Source organism: Deinococcus sp. NW-56, from assembly GCF_002953415.1.
Classification (GTDB): Bacteria; Deinococcota; Deinococci; order Deinococcales; family Deinococcaceae; genus Deinococcus.
Genome location: NZ_CP026518.1, coordinates 1 through 12658 on the forward strand (window position 1 = coordinate 1; position 12658 = coordinate 12658).

A 12658-nucleotide genomic window follows, 5' to 3' on the forward strand; every position below is an offset into this window, starting at 1 on the left:
GGCAGGCACTCACCGAGCGAGGACTGCTGTGGTCGGTCGGCATCACCCGCACGCAGACGGTCTATCCCAGGGACGTTCGCTTGATCCCCATCCCTCGGATCTTCCGGGGCAGGAAACCGACGCACCCAACCCCATCCGAGGACCGACTGTCGGTAGAAGAAGTGCTGGCGGGTGCTGCATGGCAGCACCTGGTATGGCGACATGGAACCAAAGGCCCGCTCTCCGGACGCTTCGCGGCTGAATACGTTCGCCTGGCAGACGGGGAGGAGTACGCTCGCAGTCAACATCTGCCGGGTCAAGCCGCCTGGATCATCGGAGAACAGCGACGAGGTGAGGAGCGCAAATACTACGTCTGCAATCTGCCCCCTGACACGCCGTTGTCGCGGTTGGTGGAAGTCACCAAGCGCCGCTGGGCGTGTGAGCTGAGCCACCGGGAGCTGAAGGACGAAGTCGGGCTGGACCACTTCGAGGGCCGGTCCTGGCAAGGTCTGCATCACCACGCCGTGCTGTGTATGGTGGCCCTGACCTTCCTGCAATGGCTTCGCCTCACCCAGCCCGACGACCTCAGAGGCGACACCATTCCGGCCATTCGAGCGGAGGTGGCAGGGGACTTGCCCCTGCCACCTCCTTGCCGCCGATGTCACACCTGCACCGCCTTATTCAGCGGCCCCTGAATATCCCCGAAGTACAGTTAGAGGCTGCCAAGAACCCTAAGCAAAAAGTGGCGTGAGGTTGTGGCAGAGCAGAATGCAGGCGGCGAGGAAGTGGAACCCAACCAATGTGGAGGGAAGGCGTTCCAGATCTCGGCTCAGCCTCCGGAAGCGTGCCAGCCACGCAAACGAACGTTCAACCACCCAGCGTTTCGGAAGCAGGATGAACCCCTTGGTCGCTTCTGGACGCTTCACGACGACCAGCTCGACGCCCGCATCCGTCGCGTCTAACGCGGTCTGGACTCCCGTATACCCTTGATCCACGAAGGCGACTTCCACCTGTGCTCCGGTGGCTTCCTGCACCTCTAGGCACAGGTCTTTGACCTGTGCCCTGTCCTGTTCGTTGGCTGGGGAAGTGAGGATAGCCAGCACGTGTCCCAGGGTGTCCACGGCGAGGTGAACCTTGGTGCCCTTGCGCTTCTTGGCCCCGTCATAGCCCGCACGGTGACCGCTTTCAGGTGTGCTTTGGAGGGTTCGGCTGTCCATGACCACCGCGGACGGCTCGGGATCTCGACCTTGCTCCACCCGGGCCAGGATTCGCAGGTCGTGGGCGGCATTCTCGAAGCAGCCTGCCACGAACCAACGGTGCGCCTGTTGGCGCACCGTCTCCGCAGGAGGAAAGTCGTTTGGAAGATAGCTCCACTGCGCCCCCGTGCGGGCCATCCACAGCAAGGCGTTCAGGACATCCCGGATGGGGTACTTCCGTTGACCTGCATCCGCACGGCTGAGCAGCAGGTACGGGAGCAGGAACAAGTAGGTGTCGTCGTCAACGTCGCTGGGGTAGCCTCGCCGCGTCACCCACCCATTCTGCTGTTCTCAGAGCCACGCCCCTCGAGTTCGTCCCTGTTCTTGGCAGCCTCTATTGATTTCCTGCAACAGGTTGATGAAGACGTTGAGATTGTCCTGGCTGAAGATTATGAGATAGAAATCACGCGCACGAGATACGTTCCCAATTTTGACGACCCCTTTATTACCTACGATAATTTTAATGAAAACAAGAAGAAATGCAAGTTGCTCGAGAGTTGCGTTCTTTACGTAGATATTAGAGATTCTGCGATTATCAGCGTGTCGAATCAGTCTGAGCGACTTGCCAAAATGTACTCGGCATTTGTCAAGAATATGATTGCTGCGGCGCGTCACTACGGTGGTCATGTGCGTAACATCATTGGTGACCGTGTAATGGTTGTGTTCGATCGGGAGAACTGCTTCATCAATGCGTACCGTACGGCAACGCTTATGAATTCCATTGCGCAGCACATTATTGACAAAAAGATTGAAGGTATAGATTTTAAGTGTGGGATCGGAATCGATTACGGTCAGATGCTGATCGTCAAGGGTGGGGCCATCAGACGAGGAGGGGAGACTGAGTTTTACCGAACGCTGGTCTGGCTCGGTCGACCGGCCAATGTCGCCTCAAGACTGACGGATTTGGGAAACAAGACAATTACGCGTAAAAAGGATGTGGTATATCAGGGGTTTCATTATCCCTTAACGGATAAGTGGCATTGGGACGATAGTTTGACCCCACGACAATTTCTTGACAAGCTGAAGCCTACGTACTCGAAAACTCTACTTCATAGTGAAGAGTATTTCAGCAGCTTCTTTGTCGCGCCGCAAACGAGTCAAATTACGCACAAACCCATCTTGGTGACGCAGGAGGTTTACGATGGCTTACTGGCGGAGCATGCCAATGACCCAATCGTGAAGGCTGGGTATTTCAAGGAGACAAGCATCAAAATAAAGGAGTACTCAGGAAGAATCTATGGAGCCGACGTCATATTTACCGCCGTCAACAGCTTATGATCAGTGAGCGACGCCGTTTAGGGCGGAGCAAGGTTGTGGGCGATGATGGCCAGGACAACACGGAAGCGAAGTGAGGCGAGCGTCTTCGTCTGCACGGAACGGATTTGGGCCTCCACCAATTGGGAGAAGACGGTTTCAATGCGCTTGCGTAACTTCGGGTGGCGGTCTTCCCGCCACCCGGTGTCGTACCGGGAATTTTTCTTCGGTGGAAATACGTATCCCAGGCAGCAGTAGCCCTTATCACCGATGATCTTTGGCCCGCCGAACTCCGGCCATCTTCGGTTCAGCTCGTAGCTGACCGTAGTGTCGTGCAGGTTGGCAGGTTTCAGCAGGTACTGGACGATTTCACCGTTCGGCGTCACCCAAGCGTGGAGCTTGTAGCCGTACACGTCGCCCTGCGTCCCAAAGCCCCACCGAGCGCCAGGAAACGCGCAGCGTTTCCCTCGTTTGGGTCGGCAGACGGGCAGTGGCATGGAGTCGATGATGACCTCTCCGCACCATTTGGGAGGGCTGACGATGGCTTCGAGGCGCTCCAGGAGACGGAGGCCACGGGTGTAAGCCTGGGTGTACGAGGGAAGACCGCTCCGATCTTCCCTCAGTATCTGCCACCAAATCGACGGAAACGGATGCTTGAAGACGAGACGGCTGAGCAGCAATGCCACCAACAGCGCATCGCTGAGCTTCTGGTGTTTGAATCGCTTGTGGTCGCTGAAATGCCGTTTGGCCCAGCGGTGAAGCTGACGAATGACGGTTCGCCGACCTAAACTGTGGTGGAGACGGTATCTACCCATACCGTCTCCATTTTTTCTCGTCCCCGCACTGCCCGAGACCACCTGACTCAAGCCCTAAACGGCGTGAGCGACTGCTGGCCACGCTGACCTCCGTCAATGACTGGCTCAAATTTGCTGAGACCAAGCTCACCGTCCTGATCACAGTCAATGGCGCTGCCGCCTTTGCTTGCGCCCAGCTGCTGACGAACGAGAAATTCCCTGAATACGTAAAGATTGCCCTGCTCAGCTACCTCCTCCTGACCATCGTCTCGATCATGGTAGCCTTGCTCAGCGTCACACCCAGGGTCCGGATCGTGCCCCGCCAGCCGAGTGTCAGACCGCAGGACACTGACAATCTTCTCTTCTACGGTCACGCGGCTCACTACGACCCTCAGACTTATCTGGAACGGTTCTCCTTCCTGGTTGGTCAAGCGCCCGGCGACACGACCCCGTACGATTGGGCTTTGGCCCAGCAGATCATCTCCAATGCCGACATCTGCCTGGCCAAGTACACGGCCTTCACGTGGGCCATGCGGGCGACGCTCTACGCCATCATCACCTGCATGGTCATTCTGGCTCTTGGAGCTTTGACACCGCTCTACTGATCGCGGAGCCCAGGGCTAGACCTTGCCCTGGTCACGGATTGCCTCTGCTGAACCGCGGTGCCCGGGACCCTCACTCCTCTTTGTCCCGCTGTTGAGCGCGCGGGCGCTCGACCCTGGGGGGGATCCCCTGAAGAGACAGCAGGGTGGCCGTCGCGTCCCGGAAGATCGGCGCGGCCACCTGCGACCCCTGGTACTCGCGTTTCGCGCCGCGAACCATCACAGCAACCGTAAACAGCGGCTGATCTGCCGGAACGAAACCCGCGAAGGTGCTGGAGAACACCTGGCTGCTGTACCGCCCGTCGACCACAACCTGCGCCGTTCCGGTCTTTCCACCTACGTGATACCCAGGGAGCTCGGCTCTGGATTGAATGCCCTCGTCGATAACGCTGTGGAGCATCTCCCGCATGCTTGCAGCGGTCGCCGTGCTCAGGACCCTCCGCGCCTGCGGACGTTTGCCGAGGATCAGCTGCGGCGAGACGTACAGCCCATTGTTGGCGATCACGTTAAAGGCCGCCACCAGTTGCAGGGTCGTGACGGTCATTCCCTGCCCAAACGACATGGTGGCCTGCGAGAGGGCTCCCCAGTCCTCCGCCTCCAGGAGCAGTCCATCTCCGGATGGAAGCGCGAGTGGCCCCGGTTGCCCGAAGCCATACGCGGTGAAGTAACGGTGCAGCACTGCGGGCGGCACGTCCTCGACCAGGCGCGTCATGCCGACGTTGCTGGAGTACCGCAGGATCTGCCGGGTCTTCAGGCGCTTCGGATGCCCCACGATGTCATTGATGGTGGCCCCCGCATACCGGCGCCACATGGGCGTGTCATACACCGTGTCCGGTGTGGTCCGCCCCTCGTTCAGCAGGGCCGCGACCGTCAGGGCCTTCACCACACTCCCCGGTTCGTATTCGTCCAGCGCCGCACGGTTGCGCCAACGGTCAGGGGAAGCCCCTCGCCACGCATTGGCATCAAATCCTGGGGTGGAGGCCATGGCTTTGATGTCTCCGGTCCGGGTTTCCATCACGATGGCCGTCGCGTACTGGGCGTCCGTGCGGGCCACCGCGTCGGCCAGAATCTGCTCGACCGCCGCCTGGACCCGCGTGTCCAATGTCAGGTTCAGTGTCTCTCCACGCTGGAGCTGGGCATCATAGACGCGCTCCAAGCCTTCCAGACCGCCGGCAGCACCCACGAACCCCACGAGTTGCGCCGCCACCGTCCCTTGAGGGTACTGGCGCCGCTGCAAGGGTCCTCCTGCCAGAATCTGACCGTCGGCACTGACGAGTCGCCCGCGGGTGCCTGCGCCGGCGTGCAGCGGCACTGGGGAGTCCTGAGGTGGCGCCGTAAGCTGGGCCAGCGTCACCGCGAGGGCCATAAAAGAGATCAGCGTCAGAAATGCGATCAGGCTCGCCCGACGGGCCACCCGGTAATCACTGGCACGAAAAAAGTTGTGTCGCACAGGAAAGCAGTCCTTCTGTCGGCATGAGGATGACCCACGCAGCTCCATGGGGCGCGGTCAAGACCAAGAGGACGCTGTGAGGTCGCCCGAATTCCGGGTACAGCAAGCCAGACGTGGTGGACAAGGCACGCTGCATCAGTGAGGTGTCCAGCCCAACTGGGCCCGAGTCTGCGAGGAAAGCGCGCACAAGATCATGCCCCTGTGCGGCGTAGAGATGAAGGCCAAACGGAAGTGAATCGGCATGTCTTGGCAAGCAGGCTAAGAACGGCGTGTTCACATTGTGTAAAGCAGGTCAACTGGCCAGAAGCGGTGGTGCCGAGCGTCACCCCTGTGATTAGCCCTGGCTCCCCCAAGCTCTGGGACCCCTTCGCCCCTGTGCGGCTGCCCTCCACACCCGGCCTGCTCCCCCTGGGGTGGTGGCCTGTGGAAGGTTCTGAGGGCATTGCCCCTGTTGACGCGGTCGACCGCAGCGAACTGCTGGCCGTGATGAAGTCAGGACTGTGGTCGACGCTGGGGGCCACGCGTGATGCTCGGCGCCCGAGAAGAGCGGAGGGCTAACTTGCATTCCCGCGATTCTCTCGTCCTGTCTCACGCCCGTTGTCCGGCACGATCAAAGGTGAGCCGAGTCGCCGACGACCCCTCAGAGCAACATCGGCTCAGAGGTACGCGTATGGGGGCGGTGCCTGCGTGCCGGCGTCATACACTGCGGGGCCAGGACTGCTCATGCCTCAGCCCGATCCCAACAGCGCCACTCCACTGCCGGAACCCTACGCCGAACAAAGCCGTGCTTTGCGCGTCCGGTACCCTCATGACCCCTCACAGTTGCGGCAGCCTGCCACCAGTGCCCAGGCAGCTTACGACGAAGCCGTGCAGCGGCAAGGCCACTTCGCCGAACGGTTGTTGACCCTGGGGACGCGTCTCAATTGCCCGGCATTCCCCAGACCCGGTGGCGTCAAGTCCCGGGCCAGGTTGGAGGAGAAGACCCGGCTGTTCGGTTTCCCCCCCCTGGATATCCTGGCAGGCAAGATCGTATTTACCGCGCTCGCGGATATCTACGCCTCCGCGGAACAGGTCAGCGACACGTTTACTGTGGTGGGATTCCGTGACCGCTTTCTCGAACCACGGTCCAGTGGGTACCGCGACATGCAGTTCATCGTGGACCTCGGTCACCACTTGGCCGAGGTCAAGCTCGCCCTGGCGGCCTTCGATGAACTGGATTCCTATGAACACCGCTTGTACGAGATGAGGAGAACCCTGGAAGTTCTCCCCCAGCTTTCAGCGGTCCAGACGGTTGTCCTGGAAACACTGGATGATGCGAGTACACTGATGTTCTCCCGGGTGTGGAATAGCCTGGTGACGGAAGGGCAGGTGGAGGAATGACGAAGTACTACATGGTCGGCGCAGTTCCCGTAAAGGTCATCAAGCAGCCCGGCGGTCAGACCGTCATCCTGGCCTTCAACGCGCACCTGGGGCAGTTCGAGTCCAACTCCCGGTACTACAGCATGATCCGCCGTGACGACACCGGCCTGGTGCGCCCGGTGACGGAAGAGGCCTTCGGGTTTGCGGTGGAACAACTGCAGCAAAGAGCGTCCTGAGGCAGCAGGGCGGGTCAGCGAGAGTTGACCCGCCCTTTGTTATGGCAACAGAGTGGCTGGCAACCCTGGCGGCAGAACCTCGAGTCGGGCCACCTGGATGCGGAGAGCCGCCATCGCCAGATCCACCTCCGGTGCGGCCGAGGCCTGCGCTTCCTGAAGCGCCTGGGCCAGCACCCTGGCAGCCCGCTCATCGCCGCAGCGGATGAGTTCACGCGCAAGATAGAGCTGCGCCACCACAGCCCGCCGCGGAAGAGCACTCTTCCTCGCCATCGCGGCCGCTGCCTCATACAGCTGGACCCCTTCATCTGGATGACCGCGGCGGAACATCACTAGGCCCTGGGTGGCCACCAGATTCGCGGTGTTCCAGGTGTCGCCGGGTGACGTCGCGGCCTGAGCGCGGGCCAGGTACGCTTCTGCGTCCTCCAACTGACCTGCACTGGCCAGGTAGAAGGCCATGTTGTTGAGCATGATTTCGTTGGTGGGGTGAGCCGTGAGCCCCAGGCGGGTCAGCTCGATCGCCCGGGTAGGCGTGGGGTCGAGGCCCCCAGCGAGGTACGCCGCCATAATCACCGGGGTGGAGGAAAATGGCTCGTCTTGAAGCCAGCGTTCGAAGGCGGATCTTGCCGCCCCAAAACGCGATAAGGCGTACCCCTCCCAGGCCCGCATCTCGAAGTTGCGGGGCACCCCGGTCAGCTGCTGCTCGTCCAGAGGGACATGCACCTGCGGCGCGACCCACTGCACCTGCGCCACCGCATTCTCTGTTGGATGCTCCAGCGCTTGTCGGAACATCTTGCGCACGCGCTTGCTCTTGGCGCCGTCCTTCAACTCTAGGGTTCCCAGGGCGGCGGCCAGCTCGCTGATGTGGAGGGGGTCGGCGTCCCAGTGCTCGATGACCTCCCGGGCCCGACGAACAAACCTGGGTGGCACGCCGGCCACCATGGACGCACTGATCTCGGCCGCGATGAGCCACGGATCATGTGGCGTGCGGTCCGATTGGCGCAGGAGGGCTACGGCGGCACGTGGGTCATGCATGTGGACGTGGAACCGTACCGCCGTGCGGAGCATAAAGCGGTGCTGCGGGGCCAGGGCCAGGGCCACCCGCAGGTGCCGTTCGGCCCGCTGGTCCTGGCCCAGCGCGGCGTAAGCACGCGCCAGATCCGAATGCATCAACGGGTTGTGCGGGAAGTCGCGCAGGAGGGGACGCAGGCGGCGGACCTCCGCCTGCACCGTCATCAGAGGCGTTTCCTGCTGCTCTGGCCCCGCGGCGCCTCCGGACGAGGGCAGCTGCAGCAGGGTACGGGCTGAGATCAGTGCGGCTGGCGTTGTCCGCTCCGCGTTCAGCAGCAGGTAGGCCGCTGCATCCTCCGCCGCCTCAGGCTGGTTCATCAGGACCGCGGCGCTGGTCAGCTCGGCCGCGCGTCCCACGTTGGGCTTCGCGGCAAACTCCAGTTGAAGGTGCCTGAGGCGCTGCGCCACGCCCTGCTGCGCCCGGACCCTCTCAGTCTCAGTCACGCGCTTCAGGCCCTTCATCTCCCCGGTCTCAGCGGCGGCCTGGGTATCGCGCCACCGCGGAAGAACCCGGCGGTTGCTGCGTTTGGCGGGCAGACTCATGGAGTGTTCTGGCGTGCCCGCGCCAGACTCGCTTTCAGCACCAGGCGGTCATACAAACTGATGTACCGCTCCAGACCCAAAGGATTCAGGCCAGACAAGTTCCGGGGATGCCCCCGGCGTGCTGGCTCCGGATGACACAGCTCGCGCACACTCTGCAGCACCTCGGTGGCGACTGTGCCGGGTAGCCGGGCCCTCAGGGTGTCGTCCACATTCCGGCTGGCCCGGTCGTAGGCGCCCAGCAGATGCGGCAGCGCCTCTTCAAAGGACCCGGTAAAGTCGCCGCCCCAGAAGAGGGGCAGCATGTCCTCCGAGAGCTCCTGCTTCAGGAAGGTGTTGAAGTGCTGATGCGTGAACAGGAAGGTGATGAGTCCACCCAGCATGTACAGGTCACAGCGCCGCCCGTGCTGCCAGGCATCTGCTGGCTCAGCCAGGTAAGGCACTTCCGGAGGCGCGCAGTCCCAGCTTCCCGCGAACGCTTTGTCACCGTGCGGGGACATGCCGGAGGCGTCCACGGCCGTTCCCAGATCCCCGATTTTCGAACCCATAGCCGCGAACACGAGGACGTTGGCCGGTTTGATGTCATTGTGGGCAAACTTCGAGGTGTGGAGTTGGTGCAGACCCACCGCCACATGATGAACGCACCGCAACAGCCAGACGTCGTCGATGGTTGTCGCTTCCAGATGGTCGCGGACATCGCCGTCCGCCCGGTCGAAAATGATGTACGGGACCGGCACGAGGGCGCCTGGAACCCGGTGTTCCCCATGGTCAATCGCGTGCACCACCCGGCTCAGCCGCATATCACAGCACTGCTCGAGCAAGCTCACCTCGAAATTGAATTGCTCGGTGACCTCCTGAAGGGCCCTCATGACGTGCTGGGCCTGGATGAGTCGGGACAGGTCGATGGCTTTGAGAAACCCCTGGTGTCCGTCGGCGCGTTCGGCGAAGTACCCGACCGATTGATGCCCGCCCGCGGGTTGTCCCCTGACTGTGGTCGCCCGGCCCGTCACGCGCCAACCGCCGTCCAGGGTTAGCCCGTCCAGAAACAAGGCGGGGTGCGTGCTGATGGTGGGCAAAGCCGCGGGTAACGTCATGACACGAACTCCTCCAGTTACGGAACTGGTGAGCATTCTCGCGCAAAGGACGCTGCTGGGGAAGCGCAGTTGCCGGGAACAGCCGTGCTTCCCCGAGCGTTCACTGCGGGTGTGGCAGCTCCGGGCTCAGGGGCATGCTCCAGTGGAAGGAGGCCCCTTGCCCGGGCCTGGAATTCACCCTGAGGTCGCCCTGCATCGCCCGGGCCAGACCGCGGGCGATCGTCAGCCCCATGCCACTCCCATCACCCCGTGTCCGGGCAAGGTCCGCACGGAAGAAACGCTCGAAGACGCGCTCGAGGTGCTCCGGGGCAATTCCCGGTCCTGTGTCTGTGACCGAGATGGTCAGGTGCCGCCCTTGCACGGCCGCCGAGACCCACGCCTTTCCGCCCGGCGGGGTGTACCTGAGTGCATTGCTCAGCAAGTTCGCGAGTACCTGTTGAGCGCGCTGGGGATCGACGTGGACCCTGATTTCGGGGGGTGGCGTGTTCATCTGCAGCGTGATCCCCCGGTCCTCAAAGGCCATCTGGAAACGCTCCTGGGCCTGCACGAGCAGGTCACTCACCGGAACCGCCGTGAGGTGCAGGTCCACCCGCCCGCTCTCGACACGGCTGACCAGGCTGAGGTCATGGACGAGACGTTCCATGCCGGCCACCTCCCGTGCGATGGCGTTCAGGGCCTGCTCCGAGGGCAAGACTCCATCCTGAGCGGCCTCCGCGTACCCGCGCACCGCCGCCACAGGCGTTCGCAACTCATGCGCCACGTTGCCGATCAATTCCACCCGTGTCTGCTCTACCCGCTCCAGGGCACCCGCCATGGTATTGAAACTCCGCGCGAGGCCCGCCAGCTCGTCCTGCCCGGTCTCGGGCAGGCGGCGGCTGTACTCCCCGCTGGCGATGGACCGACTGCCCGCCTGAAGTGACCGCACGGAGGCCGTCACGCGCCGGGCCGCTACCCAGGCGGTGACGGTGGCCACCAGAAGGGCCAGGGGCAGCGCGGCCATCAGGGCCTGGGTCAGGGTGTCCCGCATTCCGTGCGTGAGGTCCTCCCGCAGCACTCCCCCCTCGGGGCCGATGAGGTCGATCATCTCCTGCACGTGCCGCTGAATGAACGGATGGGCCGCCAGCTCCGCCGAGACCAGCAGGACGGCAGCCGTCACCGTGACGACCACCAGGTGGTTGAGCAGCAAGCGTGGAAACAGGCGCATTCAGTCCTCCCGGAAGCGGTACCCCAGCCCCCGCACGGTCTCAATGAACTGCGGGGCGTCCGGATCATCCCTGAGTTTGCGGCGCACCGCCGTGATGTGAACATCCACCACCCGTGCCACCCCCGGATACTCTGGACCCCAGACCCGTTCCAGCAGCCGCTCCCGTGACCAGACCAGCCCGGGATGCTGCGCGAGCGTCGCCAGCAAATCGAATTCCGTGCGGGACAAGGCCACGGGTTGACCGTGCAACGCGACCGATCGACCGGCCAGATCGAGCGTGAGCGGCCCAGCCTCAATGCGTTCCCGGACACCCACCCGGCGCAACAGGGCCCGGATACGGGCCACCACCTCGCGCGGACTGAAGGGTTTGACCACGTAATCGTCCGCGCCGGCGTTCAGCCCCTCCAAGCGGTCCTCCACCTCACCCCGGGCCGTGAGCAGGAGCACCGGCAGGTGTGGGTGCTCGCGGCGGGCGTACGCGGTCAGCTCCACCCCCGTCATGCCCGGCAGCATCCAGTCGATGATCGCCACGTCCGCGCGGGCGAGCAGGGGCAGGGCAGCCAGGCCATCTTCCTCCATCACCACCGAGTGACCTTCCGCCGCGAGGTACGCCGTGAGCACCTCCACGATGGCCGGGTCATCATCCACGATCAGGACCGTGGCCATGACACTCCTGGCCCGAGGAGGACACACAACATGGCGCCCCACTGCGGCGTTTCACGGCCGCCAGTTAAGCTCTCCGGCAGCAGAGCGAATTGAAGCCGATGTGGGGGAACAGCCATACAGATCATGGGGACTCCGTGGACGAACGGGTAGAGGTGAGCGGAGTGGGTACTGTCAGGACCGTGGGACGGGAGTCCGGCTGGCGCCGAATTTTCAGCAGCATGTAAAGGCTCAGCAGGATCAGCGGCACGCTGATGATGTGTGTGTCGGTCCACAAGCCGATGCCGGGGGCGTCGAGGCCCTGGTTGAGGTAGCTCTTAATCGCCAGCGGGTTGAGGCGGAAGGTCTCCTCCAGCCCGGCCCGCAGGATGGAGTACCACAGCCAGAACTGCCAGAAGGCCCAGCCCGCCTTGCGCGAGCGCAGCCAGAAGTAGGCGGCGATACTCAGCACGATGCCGATGAACACGCCGTAAAGCTGGGTGAAGTGCACGGGCGCCGTCATCACGAGCTGCCCGCCGATCTCCTGGCAGTAGCGCGAGAGGTCCATGTCGGGGTTGGGGTTGGGAATGCACATGCCCTCGTGAAAGGCGCGGGCTTCGTTGGGCCAGCGGTAGCCGACCGGCCACCCGGTCACGCGGCCCACCGTGTCGGTGCCGTTCATGATGTTGCCGATGCGCCCGCCGATGATCCCAAAGGCCACGCCGGGCACGAACAGGTCGGCGTACTGGTAGAAGTTCAGCCGGTAGCGCCGGGCGTAGTAGACCAGCACCAGAATGCCGCCGATCAGGCCGCCGTGAATCGAGATGCCGCCCTGGCGCAGGTTGATGATGTCCAGCAGCAGCCGGGGCATCGGCGTTCCCGCGAACTGCTCCCAGGAGGTCGCCACGAACACGATGCGGGCGCCCACCAGCCCCCAGATGATCGCCCACAGCACCATGTCGTTGAAGAGGTCCACGTTCAGCCCACGCTGACGGGCCAGCCGGGTGCCGACCAGCAGCCCCAGGACGATGCCCAGCGTGATCAGCACGCCGTACCAGGCAATCGTGAAATTGCCGATCTGAAGGAATACCGGGTCCATTTCGCCTCCGCGTGGGCCAAGCTGTCTTCGCCCCGGTAACGGTATGCAGGGTGTGTAAAGGTGCTGTAAAGCTTGCCGAGC

At 63.0% G+C, this 12658-nt stretch carries 14 protein-coding genes and 1 pseudogene; 6 read left to right on the plus strand and 9 right to left on the minus strand.

From position 1 onward, the window contains the following. Positions 1-14: 14 nt before the first annotated feature. Together C3K08_RS18780 and C3K08_RS15655 are read left to right on the plus strand one after the other, a co-directional pair. Positions 15-206, plus strand: a pseudogene (locus C3K08_RS18780) (IS701 family transposase); the annotation flags it as partial. Positions 207-311: 105 nt separating this feature from the next. After that, positions 312-674: a transposase gene (locus C3K08_RS15655; RefSeq protein WP_369848652.1), complete on the plus strand. Its 363-nt coding sequence runs from the start codon at positions 312-314 to the stop codon at positions 672-674. A gap of 36 nt (positions 675-710) precedes the next feature. On the opposite strand, the gene C3K08_RS15660 is transcribed toward C3K08_RS15655, so the two are convergent. Beyond that, the gene (locus C3K08_RS15660) at positions 711-1508 is read right to left on the minus strand and encodes an IS5 family transposase (protein ID WP_104989958.1); all 798 of its coding nucleotides are present in this window, start codon (positions 1506-1508) and stop codon (positions 711-713) included. A 51-nt stretch (positions 1509-1559) separates the two neighbouring features. Here C3K08_RS15660 and C3K08_RS15665 point away from each other — a divergent pair, with 51 nt between their 5' ends. Then, positions 1560-2513: an adenylate/guanylate cyclase domain-containing protein gene (locus C3K08_RS15665; RefSeq protein ID WP_158680019.1), complete on the plus strand. Its 954-nt coding sequence runs from the start codon at positions 1560-1562 to the stop codon at positions 2511-2513. A gap of 17 nt (positions 2514-2530) precedes the next feature. On the opposite strand, the gene C3K08_RS15670 is transcribed toward C3K08_RS15665, so the two are convergent. Next, positions 2531-3304 (minus strand): IS982 family transposase, encoded by a 774-nt coding sequence (locus tag C3K08_RS15670; protein ID WP_104992406.1) that lies wholly within the window; start codon positions 3302-3304, stop codon positions 2531-2533. 47 nt (positions 3305-3351) lie between these two features. Beyond that, positions 3352-3666: a hypothetical protein gene (locus C3K08_RS18085; RefSeq protein ID WP_158680020.1), complete on the minus strand. Its 315-nt coding sequence runs from the start codon at positions 3664-3666 to the stop codon at positions 3352-3354. Here C3K08_RS18085 and C3K08_RS18635 point away from each other — a divergent pair. Then, the gene (locus tag C3K08_RS18635; protein WP_234009280.1) at positions 3559-3888 is read left to right on the plus strand and encodes a Pycsar system effector family protein; all 330 of its coding nucleotides are present in this window, start codon (positions 3559-3561) and stop codon (positions 3886-3888) included. The two genes, C3K08_RS18085 and C3K08_RS18635, sit on opposite strands and share 108 nt — an antisense overlap. A 70-nt stretch (positions 3889-3958) precedes the next feature. Here the strand turns inward: C3K08_RS18635 and C3K08_RS15680 are convergent, their stop codons facing one another. After that, on the minus strand, positions 3959-5335 hold the full coding sequence (locus C3K08_RS15680; protein ID WP_234009281.1) for a penicillin-binding protein 2: 1377 nt from the start codon (positions 5333-5335) through the stop codon (positions 3959-3961). A 723-nt stretch (positions 5336-6058) separates the two neighbouring features. On the opposite strand from C3K08_RS15680, the gene C3K08_RS15685 reads away from it, so the two are divergent. Next, positions 6059-6715: a hypothetical protein gene (locus tag C3K08_RS15685; RefSeq protein WP_158680022.1), complete on the plus strand. Its 657-nt coding sequence runs from the start codon at positions 6059-6061 to the stop codon at positions 6713-6715. Beyond that, positions 6712-6930, plus strand: coding sequence for a hypothetical protein (locus C3K08_RS15690; protein ID WP_104992409.1), 219 nt, complete (start codon positions 6712-6714; stop codon positions 6928-6930). The genes C3K08_RS15685 and C3K08_RS15690 overlap by 4 nt, the downstream gene beginning before the upstream one ends. A gap of 39 nt (positions 6931-6969) precedes the next feature. Here C3K08_RS15690 and C3K08_RS15695 read toward each other — a convergent pair whose 3' ends face one another. From C3K08_RS15695 to lgt, 5 genes are all read right to left on the minus strand, one after another. Further along, a complete protein-coding gene (locus C3K08_RS15695; protein ID WP_104992410.1) occupies positions 6970-8541 on the minus strand; it encodes a hypothetical protein in 1572 nt (523 codons plus the stop codon). Beyond that, positions 8538-9632, minus strand: a complete 1095-nt coding sequence (locus C3K08_RS15700) for a protein kinase (RefSeq protein WP_158680023.1) — start codon at positions 9630-9632, stop codon at positions 8538-8540. Before C3K08_RS15700 ends, C3K08_RS15695 begins: the two co-directional genes overlap by 4 nt. A gap of 100 nt (positions 9633-9732) precedes the next feature. After that, positions 9733-10836, minus strand: coding sequence for a cell wall metabolism sensor histidine kinase WalK (locus C3K08_RS15705; protein WP_104992412.1), 1104 nt, complete (start codon positions 10834-10836; stop codon positions 9733-9735). Further along, positions 10837-11502 (minus strand): response regulator transcription factor, encoded by a 666-nt coding sequence (locus C3K08_RS15710; RefSeq protein WP_104992413.1) that lies wholly within the window; start codon positions 11500-11502, stop codon positions 10837-10839. It lies immediately after the preceding gene. 121 nt (positions 11503-11623) lie between these two features. Beyond that, positions 11624-12577, minus strand: a complete 954-nt coding sequence (gene lgt / locus C3K08_RS15715; protein ID WP_104992414.1) for a prolipoprotein diacylglyceryl transferase — start codon at positions 12575-12577, stop codon at positions 11624-11626. Between the last annotated feature and the right edge of the window lie 81 nt (positions 12578-12658).

Coding starts and splice junctions, on each gene's coding strand:
- C3K08_RS15670 (WP_104992406.1), bottom strand. CDS start 3,304: ATGGGTAGATACCGTCTCCACCACAGTTTAGGTCGGCGAACCGTCATT.
- C3K08_RS18635 (WP_234009280.1), top strand. CDS start 3,559: ATGGTAGCCTTGCTCAGCGTCACACCCAGGGTCCGGATCGTGCCCCGC.
- C3K08_RS15685 (WP_158680022.1), top strand. CDS start 6,059: ATGCCTCAGCCCGATCCCAACAGCGCCACTCCACTGCCGGAACCCTAC.
- C3K08_RS15690 (WP_104992409.1), top strand. CDS start 6,712: ATGACGAAGTACTACATGGTCGGCGCAGTTCCCGTAAAGGTCATCAAG.
- C3K08_RS15695 (WP_104992410.1), bottom strand. CDS start 8,541: ATGAGTCTGCCCGCCAAACGCAGCAACCGCCGGGTTCTTCCGCGGTGG.
- C3K08_RS15700 (WP_158680023.1), bottom strand. CDS start 9,632: ATGACGTTACCCGCGGCTTTGCCCACCATCAGCACGCACCCCGCCTTG.
- C3K08_RS15705 (WP_104992412.1), bottom strand. CDS start 10,836: ATGCGCCTGTTTCCACGCTTGCTGCTCAACCACCTGGTGGTCGTCACG.
- C3K08_RS15710 (WP_104992413.1), bottom strand. CDS start 11,502: ATGGCCACGGTCCTGATCGTGGATGATGACCCGGCCATCGTGGAGGTG.
- lgt (WP_104992414.1), bottom strand. CDS start 12,577: ATGGACCCGGTATTCCTTCAGATCGGCAATTTCACGATTGCCTGGTAC.